The organism is Photobacterium sp. HL06 (assembly GCF_059552575.1).
Genome location: NZ_JCANWL010000003.1, coordinates 190,835 through 207,000 on the forward strand (window position 1 = coordinate 190,835; position 16,166 = coordinate 207,000).

Here is a 16,166-nt window from a genome sequence, read left to right on the forward strand (position 1 = left end):
AGTACTTGCGTTAAATTGAAAAGGGGCAGAAACCATTTAGAGTTGAAGATCTAAACCTTGTGATCAATCTAAAGTTTTAGTGAGTTGATGCGGTGTGTGATGGTACACGATGTCCTTATACTTTGAGATCTCTAACATTTGTCGATTGCTGCTGAGTAGATGTTTTATAGCGATGAAGCTCCCAAGTTAACTGTGCTACGGCTTTGATGAATCGCTCAGATAATACTCCATTATTCCATTAACAGAGAGTTCAGTTATCATGGCCAACCTACTATACCGGCTGACTATTTAACACATGCCCTACAAACACAATGAGCGCGTTTATGACGGTACCGGCTCTTCTGTTAAGTATCCTAACAGCACCATCGAAGCCTGCCATTACATCCGGTTGGTGTATAAGCTTCCCCTGCGTCAAGCTCAGGGGCTTATAGAAAACTTACTGACGAAGCTTGGTATGGACAACCTTCAATGCCCTGATTATACGTTGTTATCAAAGCGGCTGAAGCAGCTCAATCTCACGGCGCCACGCTTTAGACAGAATGAAAGACCAGACGACAGAATTGCAGCTATAGCCATCGATTCAACGGGACTAAAGCGGTTTGGGAGGGATGAATGGCACCAGGAAAAACATAAGGTTAATGCAAAACGAAGCTGGCGAAAGGCGCATTTCACTGTTGATGAAGCTCGCTTTATTCAAAGCGCAGTCCTCACGGATAAAAACACCATGGATGATTAGGTTGTCGGGGCTCTGTGCGGGTCCATCCCAGAGGATCCCGAGCATATTACCGCCGACAAAATGTATGACACCAATGCGGTATACCAAACGCTCGAAGAGAACTTTCCGAATGCTGAGATTGTTATTCCGCCGAAAGGCAATACGTTTGCCGATGAGGTTCATCACCCAAAGCGGATGAGTAACCTGATAGGTTGCTTCGCCCTTGGCATTATAGGCTGGCAGAAGGTGCGGCAATATGGAAAAAGGAACATCTCAGAAACTGCCATGCAACGTTACAAGAAGATTGTCGGTTATACGTTACACAGCAGAAAGTTTGAAAATCAGTCAAAGGAAATGTTGCTCGGTTGTTCTGTTTTAAATCGCTTCACCCACCTAGGGGTTTTGCGCACATTTCCCCGAAAAGTTCATTCTTGCATATAGAGTCGATCTAACAAACTTATGTCCAACTTCGTGCCAGCCTCTTCATCATGGCACTCTTCATCATGGCACTCTTCATCTGGCACGTTTATGCCCCAAAGTTGATAGCAATTCTTAGCTGTTGACCAAGTTTTTGTAATGACTGATAGTGTCTGCGAATAATTGAATGATTCAGTATTTTGGTTTGTATAGGGAGTACAGTGTGGGGAAAAATGAGTTTCAAGGGGCTCCAGGGGAGTCGTTAACGCTGAGCGTCATATTAGACACGATAGGCTTGGCGACTTGGTAATGGGTTGTCTACTCAACCACTTCTGCGCGGACAAATCCGCTCTGTTGATTTCCACCGGCACATTCCAGCAGACGCCGTTTTGCAAAGAAAGTTGAGGTGCTGATGTCATGCCGATGGCAAAACTCCCTCTGGGTCAGGGCGCTGTTTTCAAATTTCCGGAAGATTGCCAACCACTCCTGGTTGCTGCGTCGCTGCTGGGCCATGATGCTGTCTCCATTTGAATGAAAACAACATCATAAGTTTGGTGTCAGCTTAATTGAATGTGAGGTTTATGGGGCGGATACACATAGTTATTGTTCAAATACTCAAGCTTATAAGTGAGTTTTATAACGTTCAATGAGCGTTGCTGAGTGATCATTTTGGATGTGTAACCGAGGTGGGGTTTTGGGAATGGCCTACCGCTCTGCATGTGTTACTTCAGAAGAGTAGAGCGTGCCTCAAAGGGGCTATCCAAGAATGGTTAGCCCCGTATTGGACTTAAATTAAGTGGAACTGACTGTTCATTCCTTTATTACGCAAGGGGATTAGGGCTTGGTAGGACGCGCTGTTATACCAATTCCGTGCACTCTCTTTATCTGGGAACTCAATAACTACTTTGACCGGATGAGCGGCATCGCCATGTAGCGTCTCTATTTCACCCTTGGCAATAAATTTACCGTTATACGCCGCCACGGTCTCAGCCGCTTGCGCACTGTAATTTGACAGCTGTGTTTTGTCCGTCGGTGTTAAGTCAACAATTACTAAACAAGTCATGTAAACGATTCCTTTGGTTGGTGGTGTTGACATAGAATAAAACTTAATAAACATTTAACAATAACCAGTAAATAAACAGATTGTTTAATAATATGAACAGTGTAAAGCTAGCACCGCTACTGCTAATTTTCGTTGAGGTTGCCCAAAAGCGCTCTTTTACTGCAGCCGCGAAAAAACTTGGGTTGAGTAAGTCTGCCATCAGTCAGCAGATAAAACGCTTAGAGGAAGCGACGGGGCATCAGTTGCTTGTACGCAATACGCGAGGCGTGGTGTTGACTACTATCGGAGAGGCGTTACTATCGCGCAGTGAATTACTAAGTGAGCAGCTCAGTCTTACGTTAACTGAGCTTGATAGTGCCAAAGAGCAGCCCAGCGGTGTGTTTAAGGTATCCATACCGCCGTTTTTTGAAAAAGACATCGTTATTCCAGCCATTCGGCAGTTGTGTTTAGAGTTTCCTAAGATTCAACCTGAAGTTGTGGTTACAGGAGGGTGGCAAGACTTAATCGAACACAGTTTGGACGTGGCGATTTTTGGCGGTGACCTTAAAGATTGTAATTACCGTGCACTATCAATAGGTAAAGTGGCGGAAATCTTTTGTGCTTCCCCACGCTATATCAAACGAAATGGTCTATTACAGGACATTGACCAGCTATCCGCTCACTGTTTTATTGCCACTCCGTGGCAAAATCGTGAGTTACAGCTCTTTGATAACAATCAACAAAACAAGCAACTTTTCGCTGTCGATCATTGCGCCAAAACCAACTCCCTTTCCACAGCGTTAGAAATGGCACTCTGTGACATGGGTATCGTGCTTTACCCAGAGTTTCTGGCACAGCAAGCATTACTGCGTGAGCAGTTAGTTAGGGTGTTACCAGAGGTTCAAGGAAGAGCATGGCATTTCTATTTTTTACATCAGTACCAAAAAGATAAACCAATACATGTTAACCGTTTCTATCAACTGTTTTGCCACTATTTTAACAAGACGTCCTTAACCGGAAACTAACCTCAAAGCCTCGACGGTTCTGTGAATCTTGGAATTGGAGAGATACATTGTGTTTGACAAAACGCACTATGCCGACCCCTTACACTCTGAAGTTTTGGTATGAATTGGCTACCGTTTTTACGGTATTAATATTAGTATTTGCGCTGGGTGTAGTGGTATGGGACACATGTTCTCAGCGTTATATCTCAAGGAAGAACATGAGTCTATCTGTAAGAAATACAAATGATTTACAAGCTGCCGGATTGGATAGTGAAGGCTTCATTCTAAACCTTTGCTCTCCCATGAATATACAAGATAACTTCAAGCCTTTAGTAACAGAAACAGTAAATAAACTTGTGGAAGCATTTTCAGGAGAAATCCACAGTATTTATCTTTACGGTAGTGTTGGTAGAGGGCTCGCGGTTCCTAACTGCTCGGATTTAGACATTACAATTATTTTCAATAACCCAGTAATTGAATCAACGAAACACAAACTTGAAGAACTTGCTAACATAATAAGCTCTACTTTTCCAAACATAATAAAAATTGACTTTGATCCGGGATATGTCGAAGAAGTAGTGGTGTAATCCGAGATCTTTCGTTGGCAGTTTTGGCTAAAGCATTGTTGCTGTTGTATTTGGGGTGAAGACCTATCTAAGTCCTTTGGTAAGCACAAGCCAAATATCAAAATTGGGTTAGCAATCAATGATGATCTTGGTACGTTTCTATGTGCTATGTATGAACAGCTAGACTCAAAATAGTAATTAGGTGGTCAATTCACACGACCACCTCTCCGAGCTAACCCTACCTTGACGAATAAGCCGTTAGTGAAATCATAGTTTCCATAAATGGAGTATTCGTTTGAGCAATAACTCTATTTGATGCGTTTTAAATACAGTAAAATTAAGAAAGCGCTTCCACAAATGTTAATGAAAGTATTGTATCTAGTGAACCAACTAACATCTAAGCAGAGTCGTACGAAATAATAGTAGTTGGTAATCATATATAGCGAGATGTAAACGAAATGATTAAGTTAAATACTATAAAAAACCGTTTTGTCATTTTGGCTGGAATGGCTGTTATCTTGTTGTCAATTTCGGGTGTTTTCTCATACAGGATGTTAAGTGATATTAATAATGATTGGCATTCGTACAATGATGATGTTGCAAAACGACAAGAGCTACTTATGGAGATCAAAGAAAATTTTGGTTATGGAGGTTTAATCCATAACTTTAAAAACTACGTTCTCCGTGCTACACCAAAATACGCAGAGCGTACATTAAAGCGATATCAAGCAATATCTCAAAGAATAGATGGATATCGTGCATTACCATTTCTAAATAAAAATGAGCACGAAGCTCTCAATAAAATTATGGCTGTAGCAAACCAATATCAAGATATGTTGCACGTCGTTATCCCGATGGTTGAACGTGGTGAATCAACCAAATCTATTGATGCGATTGTAAAGATTGATGATGGGCCAGCATTAGAGTCTTTTGACGTTCTTAATAATCGCTACCAACAGATGGCTGCCTTTAAGACAGAACGATTGGGAAGCGCGATAGTTAATTCTATGTGGATAACAGCAGTAGGTGGATTGTTGCTGATTCTGCTAATCATAGTTGGAAGTATTCGCATATATGCGTTTTCAGTTCTACGTATAAACCGTTTGAAAAATGCCATTGTGCGTTCTAACAAGGATCGCGATCTAAGTATACGTGTGAACCTCAATGGCAGTGATGAAGTTGCAGATACTGCAAAAGCATTCAATGACTTGATGTCGGCCACGCAACAAGCAATTTCATTGTTTTCAGAATCATCTAATGAGATTGCTGTGGCGGTTTCTCAGCTTTCAACTTTGTCAGTAAACACAAATCAGCTGATGCAACAGCAACAAAAAGAAACAGAGCAAATTGCTACTGCGATGGATGAGATGAGTACTACTGTACAAGGGGTTACTGGTAACATCACCAATGCAGCCAATTCAGCAATGGAGGCCAATGATATAGCTTCAAATGCAGGGCAAGTAGTTTCTGGAACTATTGTGGAAATCGGTTCTCTGGCAGACAAGATTGGGGATAGCACAGGAGTTATAAAGCAACTGGAAAGTGAGACAAATGAAATCAGTGTTATTCTTGACGATATTTGCGGAATTGCTGATCAAACTAACCTTCTTGCACTTAATGCCGCCATTGAGGCAGCACGGGCAGGCGATCAAGGTAGAGGTTTTGCTGTAGTTGCCGATGAGGTGCGCTCTCTGGCACAAAGAACACAAAGTTCTACAGATAAAATTCAGAAAATGCTTGTTCGTTTGCAAGAAGGGACAAGAGAGTCCGTTAAGTCTATGGGTGCTGGGCACAGTCAATCTATAACATGTGTTAATCAGGTTGGTGAGGCTGGAAGTGCGCTTGACAATATTATTCACACAATTGGAATAATATCTGACATGAACCAAAAAATAGCCTCAGCATCCAAGGAGCATAGTGTTGTCACTGAAGAGTTGAATAAAAACGTTATTAATATTCATCAAGCATCAGAGAAAACATCAGCCAGCACCAATGAAATGAAACAGTCCTGCCACCACATTGCCAACCTATCCTCAGAACTGAAAGAAATGGCAAATTTGTTCAAGGTTTAATAATTATTGAATTTTATCAATCAATAACTTTGCATTTGTAAATTAGTACATAAGAGGCCAGTTTTATTGGCCTCTTATGAATTATAGAATAATCGATTTCTACCATCCATTGCTCAGTATACATCCTATGGGTTTATGGGGCACATACGGTTGTGTTAAGCGCAGGTTTTTCCAAGTGATGAGAAACTAGACTCTCATGTCGTCACCCGTGATTCATGCGTTTAATGAAGTTACGTGTACAATCTGTTTTTAAATAACCATTTCAAAACAGATAGCCCATGGAAAATTGTTAAAATACAAAAAGGATTTTAAAAACATGAACAAAAAATCACTTTCACTTCGTGCTAAATTGTATTTTCTGCTATTTGTTAGCTCAATACTCATTGCAGGGGTCACAGGGACGATTGGCTACAGCAAGATCAAGGGAATATCTACATCTACTCATCTTCAAGTCGTTGAAATAAATAGCCGCGAATTAGCCTCTCTTATTGATACTTACGCATCTTCTATTCAACAATCACTTGATTTCTCCGCTCAGGTTTATCAACCGCGAGCAAGTATGGAGGAGCAGGGGATATTTTTTACTCATCTGAAAAAGTCTACCAATGCAATTGCTGCTTATATTGGATTAATTGGTAAAGGCATTGTGGATTTTAAAGGTAAGCTGATACCGCCTGCAAAGCTCGATCTGACTAAGCGCGAATGGTATCAATGTGTTATGCAAACTGGACGTTTCTGCATTAGTACCCCTTATAAATCAATTAATGGTAACTCGGTTATCGCCTGGTCTCAGCCTGTAAAACGCAACGGTCAGATAATTGGTATGTTAAATATTAATAAACCAATGCATGATCTTTCTGAAAAAGTACAGGAAGTAATGATTAATAAGGAAGTTGCAGCGTTTGTTTATCGTGATGATGGCTTTATTGTGGGTGCGTCAGATCAATCGCTTATCGGATCTAATGTTTTTGATAAAACGGATATCAGCCGCAATGAAGTCACTGATCAGATGCAGGAAAAAGAGGGAGTGTATAGTTATACCAGAAAAGCGTCTAGGGCTAAGCTAACTGTTACATTACATGTTTCAAGTCGCTATATTTTAGCGGAAGCTAATAATGCAGCCTTTATATCTGTGGGTGCAGCTTTAGCTATTGTTGTGGTTACGTTGTTATTTGCGGCTTATTTTTTACGACATACACTCAATTTACCTTTGCTTCAAATTACTGAGCATGCCAAGGATATCTCCGATGGTAAGTTAAATATTGAAATTGATTTGCAACGTTACAACGGGGATGAAATTGGTGTATTGGCGTATTCATTTAGTCGGATGCAGAATTACTTGAGCCAGACCATTCACCAAATCGATCATTCAGCAGGCCAGCTTGAAAAATCATCAACGGTACTTTATAGCGCCTCACAACAAAATGCTCAAAATATGAACAGCCAACAACAAGAAATTTCAGCCCTTGCAGCCTCAATGGAGCAGATGCAGGCCAGTGTTAATGATATCTCTGAAAGTGCAGCTGAAACGCAGACGGTGACTCAAGGTGCAACAGATATATCTCAAGAATCAAGTGCTTTGGTTGAACAATCAATTCACTCTATCCGTCTTGTAGAACAGGAAAATGATGGTATTAAAGAGAAGATTGCAGCGCTAAAAGAAGATAGTAATCAAATCAGCAGTATTTTAGATGTTATTATGAATATTTCAGAACAGACCAATTTGCTTGCCTTAAATGCAGCCATTGAAGCGGCTCGAGCTGGAGAATATGGTCGAGGTTTTGCAGTTGTTGCCGATGAGGTTCGTCAATTAGCCCAAAAAACACAGGCTTCATCTGCAGAAATCAATATTATGATAAAAACCATTCAGAACCGAAGTGATGATTTGACGAATGCGATTGGAGAAAGCGCGCAGTTAATCAGCCGCGCAGTTGAAGTTTCCAATCAGGTAGGCTCATCTATTGAGCAAGTAAATAGTGCAATTGAAGAAACGAATAAGATGAATATCCAAATTGCCAGTGCAGCAGAAGAGCAGAATCTTGTCACTAAAGAGTTAAATAATAATATTACAGCGATTAACCATTCTTCCATCTCAGTTACCTCAGAGTCGGAGCTGTCTGTGCAGACAGCATCGGATTTAAATACAATTACCAGTGATCTTACTGAAATAACCAAACGCTTTACTTTATAAATTATCAATCAAACCACTTCAAGATGCTTGTATCTTGAGGCATTGCAAAATCTGCCTTTATGGTAGGTGGGTGCACTTTGTGCGCCTTAGTGGAGGCTTGAGCCGTATGTAGTGAAAGTTGCATGTACGGTTCTTAGGAGGGCGGCACTTGGTAACAAGTGTCGCCTATCCGACCTTTTCCATTTAGATTAATTGCTCATTCGCATAGTGTTCACATGATTTATCCATACATTTTTCTCATGTGTAGTTGGCAACGACTGACGCTAAAAGGTTCTGTCGCATCTTGAAATTAGAATGTAGAAACACCTATCCCCAGATACAGTTAGGCCGCTAGGGAGTAAAATTGCTCCCAAATCGGCATATCTCCAGCATTTTTCATCTGACCTTTGCGAAGCATCTGCCATAACTCAACACCGGCGATACTCGCTTCAGCCCCCTCAATAGATTTGAATCCTAGCGCGGTACGCATCTTCCATTTTACCGCTCGGTGGCTTTGCTCCACGATATTGTTAAGATACTTCACTTGGAGTACCTCAACAAATCCGCCGATTATGCCGGTAAACCAAATCTGCCAATTCAAGGTATCTAGAGCGGCGGCGTTACTACCACTCTTATCAATGACCACCTTCTCAGGTAAACCATGCTGCCCTATTGCCTTATTAAAGAAGCTTCTGGCGGCGGCTTCATCCCGTTTTTCAGTTAACATGAAATCGATGGTGTCACCGAACTTATCGACAGCGCGATAGAGGTAGAACCAGCGTCCTTTGACTTTGATGTAGATCTCATCCATTCGCCACGAACCAGAGACAGCACGCTTCTTGCCATTACGGAACACGGCTTCCAGCTGAGGGGCATACTCCAACACCCAACGATGGATAGTTGCGTGGTCAACTTGAACTCCGCGCTCTGCCAATAACTCCTCGATATCCCGGTAACTGAGCTTGTAGGCTACATACCAGCGGACCGCCATTAGAATAGTGGCGGAAGGAAACTGTTTGTTGGCGAAATTCAGGGGCATCGGGGATCTCAAGGTCAGATAAAGAAACAGGCCTATCATCACTGATAAGCCTGTTAATTTGTCATCCGTTCGTCAAAAGGGGTGATAATAGTAAGAATTGCTATTAGTTGAGCATCAAGATGCGACAGAACCCCAAAAAGGCCATTGGCTAACAGCAATGTGTGATCAGCAAAGCCATAGCAACAAGTTTATTCATCACTCATTCCCGCATCATCTATTAATTCAATATATGAAATAGTTTAATCCATTCCCCCCCATTTATTGTAATTATCAAAAATACCATACTCAACTCCAGTCGCTAGCTCGTTTAATCAATCACGATTTAGCTGTATCTAACCCAAAAGAGGAAACTATCATGAAAACAGCAATTCTAGTTTTGTCCGACCCTGACCACGGTAAAGAGGAAGCTCTAGGTCGAGTTTTCAACGCTCTGGCTACAGCATTTGACTATAAGGAAAGCGGTGCAGAAGTTCAGGTTCTATTTAATGGTACAGGCACTCGTTGGATCGCGGAATTAAGCAATCCTGAAAACCCAGTCCATGGCTTGTTTGAAGCAGTTAAAGATAAAATTGCTGGCGTTTCTTGTGGTTGCGCAGATGTATTTGGTGCAGCTGATGACGTCGAAAAATCAGGTTTTGATTACCTGACCGAAAATGCAATTCCAGGTACGCGAGGTCTACCAAGCATCCACCGTCTGGCATCAGAAGGTTATACCATTTTAACATTCTAATCTTTGAGGGCTCACCATCCACCTCACAGCTAACGGTGAGTCCTTTTTCGTCGGGAAAGAAGGAACCATGACTATGAATGCTCATCCCCCCTTCCACAAAGGTGAACTTAAAGTCCAACAGCTAGCGAATGAAGCCGCTATCGGGCAGCGCAACGGTGAAGTGATCAGCAACTTGACGTTCTCTTAGATCTATTGATAGCAATTTCAGCAGAGGTTTTACTGAGCGGTTAGTGCAAATGCTAACTATTCAATAGGTCAAAGTAAATTAATATAAATTAGAAGGCTATAGAAAATGAATACATTGAAGCTTTATCGATTTGCACTTTCTGGACACTCTCACCGAGTGGAGTTGATGCTGTCACTGCTAGGATTGAGTTATAGTTTGGAAAATCTTACCGGCGGGGCACATAAGTCGCCAGAGTTTTTAAGTAAGAACATTTTCGGTCAAGTACCTGTGCTAGATGACGGCAACATAAGTATCTCGGATTCGAATGCCATCTTAGTGTATTTGGCGATTAAATATGACAAAAGTAACAAATGGTTGCCAACGGATGCAGTTAATGCGGCAGAGGTGCAGCGATTCCTTACTTTAGCAGCTGGAAAAATTGTTGAAGGGCCAGCTTATGCAAGATTAGTTAAATTGTTTAATGCACCACATGATTACGATAAGGCTCTGGCAATTTCACAGGACATACTTAGCACGATAAATAAGCATTTGTGTGGTCGCCAGTGGCTTGCTTCTGAGAATGCCACAATTGCCGATATTGCCAACTATACATACATTGCTCATGCACCTGAAGGTGGTATACAGCTTGAATCATACCCCAACATAATTGCGTGGTTGGAACGAATAGAAAATCTTGAGGGATTTGTTCCTATGAAAAAATCAATAGGAAGCTGAGGATATCAATTAAGGGGTTGTGTCGCAAACTGGAGTGCTGAGTTATGATCTCCGTCAGAACGGCTCCGTTGCAAAGTTTAATGAAAGCCCGATTTCTCAGTAGTTTTGTGGCCTAAAAGGGGCTTTGTTGCAGCACTAAAACTATGTGGTCTTTTGATACGGTTAGGCGACCCGGTAGCTGTTGGGCATCCCGAGCTGGGTGAAGCGATTCAGAATGGAACAACCAATTAACATTTCCTGGCGCTGATTGGTAAACTTTCTACTGTGTAATGTGTTGCCGATAATCTTTTTATACCGTTGCATGGCTGTTTCTGAAACATTCCGCCGACCGTACTGGCGTTGCTTCTGCCAACCTAACTCTCCGAGGGAAAAATAGGCAACCAGGTTGCTCATCCGCTTCGGATGATGGACCTCGTCGGCAAAGGTATTGTTTTTCGGCGGGATCACGATATCGGCATTCGGGAAGTGGTCCTCAACCGTCTGAAACACCGCATTGGTATCATACATCTTATCGGCGGTCACATGCGTGACACCCTCGGTGATCTGGTTGCAAATGTTTTCGACAACCTGATCATCCATGGTGTTTTTGTCGGTTAATACGGCGCTCTGGATCAAGTGGCTGTTATCGACTGCAAAATGCGCTTTTCGCCAGCTCCGTTTGGCATTAAACTTATGTTTCTCCTGGTGCCATTCATCCTTTCCAAACCGTTTCAATCCCGTGGAATCAATGGCGATAGCCACAACGTCGGCATTAGGTTTATCACTTTTTTTGAATCGTGGCGTTGAAAAGCCCAGCTGGCTAAGCCGCTTTGACAGTAAGCTATAATCCGGGCATTGAAGGTGCTTCATCCCTAACATTTCTAGCAAACTTTCGATGACCCCCTGCGCTTGTCGCAGGGGCAACTTAAACACCATTCTCAGGTAATGGCAGGCCTCGAGAGTGCTGTCAGGATACTTTGCCGAAGAGCCGGTCCCATTGTAGATCCGCTCATCATCCTGCCAGTTTTCGAGGATTTCAGCGGATAGCCAGACATCAATGCGCCCCCGGTTTTTGAGGGCCTGGTTGTATTCTGAATGGTTGGTCAGCCGGTAGGTATGCTTCTTAAAATGATGGCGCTTTTTGTCGTTGTATTTGTAAGGCATTTGTTATCAGGTCAACCTGTATAAATAGGTTGGCCATGATAACTGAACTCAATGCTAATGGAATAATTGTAAGCGGGTATTCCTACCCATCTAGCTATTGAGAGTGCTTGAAGGTAAAAGGCAGCAGATCACCGACATCACAGCCTTCACCACGTTGAGATAATTCTGTCAGGACGTGACGCAGATAGGCGTAGGGTTCAACGCCATTTGCCCGGCAACTCAGCATAATACTGAACAGGGTCGCACTGGCATTCGCCCCACTTTGGGTATCCGCGAACAACCAGGCTTTCCGACCGGTCTCAACCGGACGGATATCTCGCTCGACACGGTTATTGTCTATCGGGTAATCGCCATCCGCGACGTACTTTTCAAGGTAGGTCCATTGCTTGAGCGTATAATTGACCGCCTTTCCCATCGGGCTTTCAGGAAGCAGTTGTGAAACGGCTTTTTCAAGCCAGGCTTTGAGTGCGTTGAGTATGGGGATGCTTTCTTTTTGACGTACCGTGTACCTTTCTGGCGCAGGCTTGTCTTTAAGCCTTTTTTCGATGGCATAAAGCTTTTGGATATAACTCAGCGCTTGTTTAGGACGACCCGCTTTCTTGGGGCTTAAGTTGAGAGCATCGTTGAACTTACGCCTGGCATGCGCCCAACATCCAAGCTGTGTCACCTTATCAAGCATGCGCCACGCGGCATAGCCATCGGTCATGATGGTGCCATCATAGCCGTCAAGGAATGCTTTGGGGTAAGTATGTGCACGGCCCGGTTGGTATTCGAACAGCACTACCGGTGTTTGACTCTGCTCTGGGCTGGAGTATGCCCACAGGTAGGATTTTGCTTGCGCTTTTCGGTTCGGCTCCTTGAGCACCTGCAATGTTGTTTCATCACCATGAACCACGCGCTCCTTCAGGAGTGTTTTGTGCATAGCCTGATAAATCGGAGAGAGTAATGCGGCTGCTTTTATCATCCAGTTCGCTAATGTTGTACGTTGGATATCAACACCCACGCGTACCAGCTCTTTTTCGATGCGGTACAGCGGCAGACCATCGGCATACTTGCTTACCGCGACGGTTGCTAATGTTCCCGCTGTGGCAATACTGCCGGGAAGGGGGTGTCGAGGCATGGTCGCGGTGATAATTTTGCTGCCTTCCCCGTGATTTTCACAGCGACGGCACGCATATTTTTTACGTTCGTGACGCAGGACTTTCACTTGCTTGGGGATGATGTCGAGTTGCTCAGAAGTCTCGACACCGATGCGATGAAGTTCTCCCTGGCAGCACGGGCAGGTTTTCTCACCCTCTGGCAAATCGTACTCGATAACCTCCCGTGGTAAATTTGGGTTGATGGGCTTGCGACCGCGTTTACGCGTATAGGTGACGGTTTCCATTTCCGGCTTATCGTCAAGTTGCTCGTTATCTACCAGCGATTCCGCTTCGTTGAACAAACAGCCTTGAGCTGGGAACTTCTCGCTTTGTGGCAAGAAACGCTTGGCTTGAGTCAGCCGAAATTGCTCCCACATTTCAGCAATGCGGGTTTCGTATTCTTGGCTGACATTTTGAACCAAACTATCGATGTAGGCTTGGATTTCTGGGGTGATGCCCGTGGGCTTTTCAAGTTCCTTTTGCATATGAAAAAGTATAGTAAAAACAGCCGCTTTGACCAGTTTAATTGGCTGTTTTTATGATATTTTTAAGCTTGATAAGGGTTGGTGTGCCACTGCATTTTGCCAGTTCAAGCCATCAAGCAACCACCGTAGCTGACGAGCGGTAATTTCCATAGCTATGATATCTTGCGGGTGTCTGGGCCAGCTGAATTTACCTTTCTCGAGGCGGCGGTAATGAAGCCAAAACCCGTTGGTATCCCACTGCAAGATTTTGAGTTTGTCACGGCTGCGGTTGCAGAACACGAACCAGTGAGGGCTGACTGGATTAAGCTCCAAAACCTCTTCAACCAACAGACCAAGTGTATTGATGGACTTTCTCATATCGGTCACTCCCGTTGCCAGATAGACATTGCCAGCAGGTGCCGGGATCATGGTAAAGCCTTGATGATGTCTGGCAGTAACCCATAACTGTAGTGTCATTGACGGAGATCCGGTAACCACTGGGCGTCTCGATGACAACAGCAACAGAAGGTGACGACATCGAAATAGGAATGATGACATTATCGGCATCTTGCGGCGGGTTAGTAATTTTCTTCTGCCAGTAATAAAACTGCGATTGAGCAATCTGATTTTCCTCACACCAGGTTGTGACTGTCTGGTCGCTCTCGGCTTGCTGTTGCAAACGTTGATTCCATAAGTTCCACTTGTCTTCGCGTGTCATGATTTAGCTCCATTTATAAAGGAGCTTTATCAATACCAATCTTTTCTTTTAAAAAGAATGCGGGGCGAAATGGGCGCTTACGAATAATTGAGCATTATCTGAGCGTTTCAACAAAGCCTTAATAAGGCAATAGGGCAGCATGGTTTACCTGAGAAGGTGGTCATTGATAAGAGTGGTAGTAACGCCGCCGCTCTATTTTCGACGAAACTGAAAATGGGAAGTCAATCTGGGCCGAAAAGAATCTAACCCAGATTTAATCTAACAGCCATCGATAAAAAGTGGGTAACTGTTAGATCAGGTTTGAATTAGTACAAGTTAAAGTACAAAGCCGGATGAGTTAGCTTTCAACCTCTTCGCCACATCTGTTAACGTGTTAGAAGCAATACTGATTTCAAACATTTTGTCAGCGTTTGCTTGTGATAAGCTAGACACCATCTCAACACTCTTTGATACATCCTGTGAGGCATTATTGTGTTCAGATAAAGCATTGGAAATGTCACCAATGAGGTCTTGAACTACGCTAGTGTATTCACTAATTTGTTCAATTGACTCCTTGGTACCTTTGGTGTTTTCAACTACTACTCTTGCCACCTCGCAGTTGTTATTCATACTTTCAACCGTCACTGACGAATTTACTTGAATTGTAGAAATCATACCCGATATTTTCTCGACTGACTGAGTCGTACGCTCGGCCAAATCGCGGACTTCATCGGCAACGACAGCAAAACCGCGGCCTTGTTCTCCTGCTCGCGCGGCCTCAATAGCTGCATTCAGAGCCAGCAAATTTGTCTGTTCAGCCACATCTTGTATTACACTAGTAATGGTTGTAATTTGTTCAACATGTGCTGATAGCTGATTCGTTTGTATACTAGTAGACTCGAGATTATCAGCCATATTATTAATACCATCTTCGGTTTTTCTTACTAAGTTATTGCACTCAGTCGACTTAGATTCCGCTTGATGGGCTTTATCCGTTGCTTCTCTGGCATTGTTACCAATTTCACTTACACTTACAACCAATTGTTCTAAAGCAGAAGCCGCATTGCTAAGACTACTTATCTGTTCATTAATACTACCAGACACGCTGTCACTTGTGCCTTTTAACTGACTACTACATTCCAACAAAAACGATGAATCTTTAACTATATCGCCAATCAATTGCACTAACGTCTTTCTCATGCTTTCAAGTGACTGATATAATTTTCCAAACTCATCGTTTTGTTCAAATCGTTCATTTTCAGTCAAGTCACCTTTGCAAATTTTATCAGCCAGCAACAACATCTTATCAAGCGGACCATTTATTCGTCTTTTTAAAACAAATGCTAAGATAACAAAAGCCGCCATAAAAGATATATATAAAATATAAGTAATAATTTCAAGTTTCTTACTTTCCTCAACAGAACCAATATACTCCTTCTTTAATTTTTCTTCTATTTCGATGATTAAACTTTTAATCGTTCCTGAAAAAAGTGCGTATTGAGGAATAGAGTTAGTTGTCGAGCTTACAATTTTTTCCCACGTTTTTTCATTCAGTGCCTTAATCATTGGTCCATATCCAAATGTGAGATATGAGTCGTAATTTTTTTTCAAGCCCTTAAGTTTTTTACCATAAAGTAAGCTGTTATAGTATTCTGAATTTGAAATGATTTTCCAGTTTACATCTGCTAATGACAGCTCATTGTTTACAACATCTAAGTGCAATTGATAAGGATGATTATGAAATTTTGAAACAAACAGTTTTTTGTCATGCATAAATCCTGCGTAAGCATGGAACCGTGCATTTTTCAACGCGCCATCTATTCGAGATAACGGTGTTACAATTTCTCTCTGCAGTGAGAAAAGGCTCAATTTTGTGTCTAGTAAGCGGTCGTTTGTTGTTTTATACATTAGTGCAGATATTAAAATAGTTGAAAAAACCAACAATATTGAAATATTAATGATGTTTCTTATTGTCATTTGACTAATCCTTGACATGATTCCTTCTTAAAAAAGCGTAATGCTCAAAATCCTACTGAGCATTATGATAATATCTGATTTTATTTTCAC

General features: G+C 42.5%; 16 protein-coding genes and 1 pseudogene. 9 read left to right on the forward strand and 8 right to left on the reverse strand.

All coding sequences use genetic code 11. The features are described from left to right. Positions 1-295 precede the first annotated feature (295 nt). Positions 296-736 (forward strand): transposase, encoded by a 441-nt coding sequence (locus AC51G0_RS30700; protein WP_496304289.1) that lies wholly within the window; start codon positions 296-298, stop codon positions 734-736. Positions 737-796: 60 nt separating this feature from the next. Continuing rightward, positions 797-1,156 carry a hypothetical protein gene (locus tag AC51G0_RS30705; protein ID WP_496304290.1) on the forward strand — a complete coding sequence of 120 codons (360 nt, stop codon included), beginning with the start codon at positions 797-799 and terminating at the stop codon, positions 1,154-1,156. A 294-nt stretch (positions 1,157-1,450) separates the two neighbouring features. Here AC51G0_RS30705 and tnpA (AC51G0_RS30710) read toward each other — a convergent pair whose 3' ends face one another. Then, positions 1,451-1,645, reverse strand: a complete 195-nt coding sequence (gene tnpA / locus AC51G0_RS30710; RefSeq protein ID WP_496304291.1) for an IS66 family insertion sequence element accessory protein TnpA — start codon at positions 1,643-1,645, stop codon at positions 1,451-1,453. 274 nt (positions 1,646-1,919) lie between these two features. Then, a complete protein-coding gene (locus AC51G0_RS30715) occupies positions 1,920-2,195 on the reverse strand; it encodes a DUF1330 domain-containing protein (RefSeq protein ID WP_496304292.1) in 276 nt (91 codons plus the stop codon). A 92-nt stretch (positions 2,196-2,287) separates the two neighbouring features. Between AC51G0_RS30715 and AC51G0_RS30720 the strand changes: the two genes are divergently transcribed. The 4 genes from AC51G0_RS30720 (at position 2,288) to AC51G0_RS30735 (ending at position 8,007) form a co-directional block, all read left to right on the forward strand. Next, positions 2,288-3,199, forward strand: coding sequence for a LysR family transcriptional regulator (locus AC51G0_RS30720; protein WP_496304293.1), 912 nt, complete (start codon positions 2,288-2,290; stop codon positions 3,197-3,199). Between the two features lie 197 nt (positions 3,200-3,396). After that, the gene (locus tag AC51G0_RS30725) at positions 3,397-3,765 is read left to right on the forward strand and encodes a nucleotidyltransferase domain-containing protein (protein ID WP_496304294.1); all 369 of its coding nucleotides are present in this window, start codon (positions 3,397-3,399) and stop codon (positions 3,763-3,765) included. Between the two features lie 437 nt (positions 3,766-4,202). Then, entirely contained in the window at positions 4,203-5,816 is a 1,614-nt protein-coding gene (locus AC51G0_RS30730; RefSeq protein ID WP_496304295.1) for a methyl-accepting chemotaxis protein, read from the forward strand. 316 nt (positions 5,817-6,132) lie between these two features. After that, entirely contained in the window at positions 6,133-8,007 is a 1,875-nt protein-coding gene (locus AC51G0_RS30735; protein WP_496304296.1) for a methyl-accepting chemotaxis protein, read from the forward strand. Positions 8,008-8,329: 322 nt separating this feature from the next. Here AC51G0_RS30735 and AC51G0_RS30740 read toward each other — a convergent pair whose 3' ends face one another. Further along, on the reverse strand, positions 8,330-9,025 hold the full coding sequence (locus tag AC51G0_RS30740) for an IS6 family transposase (RefSeq protein WP_496304297.1): 696 nt from the start codon (positions 9,023-9,025) through the stop codon (positions 8,330-8,332). Positions 9,026-9,380: 355 nt separating this feature from the next. Between AC51G0_RS30740 and AC51G0_RS30745 the strand changes: the two genes are divergently transcribed. After that, positions 9,381-9,755 carry a DsrE family protein gene (locus AC51G0_RS30745; protein ID WP_496304298.1) on the forward strand — a complete coding sequence of 125 codons (375 nt, stop codon included), beginning with the start codon at positions 9,381-9,383 and terminating at the stop codon, positions 9,753-9,755. 292 nt (positions 9,756-10,047) lie between these two features. After that, on the forward strand, positions 10,048-10,656 hold the full coding sequence (locus AC51G0_RS30750; protein WP_496304299.1) for a glutathione S-transferase: 609 nt from the start codon (positions 10,048-10,050) through the stop codon (positions 10,654-10,656). A gap of 162 nt (positions 10,657-10,818) precedes the next feature. On the opposite strand, the gene AC51G0_RS30755 is transcribed toward AC51G0_RS30750, so the two are convergent. From AC51G0_RS30755 to tnpA (AC51G0_RS30770), 4 genes are all read right to left on the reverse strand, one after another. Further along, a complete protein-coding gene (locus AC51G0_RS30755) occupies positions 10,819-11,799 on the reverse strand; it encodes an IS5 family transposase (RefSeq protein WP_496304300.1) in 981 nt (326 codons plus the stop codon). 94 nt (positions 11,800-11,893) lie between these two features. Beyond that, positions 11,894-13,423, reverse strand: coding sequence for an IS66 family transposase (gene tnpC / locus AC51G0_RS30760; protein WP_496304301.1), 1,530 nt, complete (start codon positions 13,421-13,423; stop codon positions 11,894-11,896). A 51-nt stretch (positions 13,424-13,474) separates the two neighbouring features. After that, on the reverse strand, positions 13,475-13,780 hold the full coding sequence (gene tnpB, locus AC51G0_RS30765; RefSeq protein ID WP_496304302.1) for an IS66 family insertion sequence element accessory protein TnpB: 306 nt from the start codon (positions 13,778-13,780) through the stop codon (positions 13,475-13,477). After that, positions 13,743-14,120: an IS66 family insertion sequence element accessory protein TnpA gene (gene tnpA, locus AC51G0_RS30770; RefSeq protein WP_496304303.1), complete on the reverse strand. Its 378-nt coding sequence runs from the start codon at positions 14,118-14,120 to the stop codon at positions 13,743-13,745. The genes tnpB and tnpA (AC51G0_RS30770) overlap by 38 nt, the downstream gene beginning before the upstream one ends. A gap of 120 nt (positions 14,121-14,240) precedes the next feature. Between tnpA (AC51G0_RS30770) and AC51G0_RS30775 the strand changes: the two are divergent. After that, positions 14,241-14,336: pseudogene (locus AC51G0_RS30775) on the forward strand (IS6 family transposase); the annotation flags it as partial. A gap of 99 nt (positions 14,337-14,435) precedes the next feature. On the opposite strand, the gene AC51G0_RS30780 reads toward AC51G0_RS30775, so the two are convergent. Continuing rightward, a complete protein-coding gene (locus AC51G0_RS30780) occupies positions 14,436-16,076 on the reverse strand; it encodes a methyl-accepting chemotaxis protein (protein ID WP_496304304.1) in 1,641 nt (546 codons plus the stop codon). Positions 16,077-16,166 lie beyond the last annotated feature (90 nt).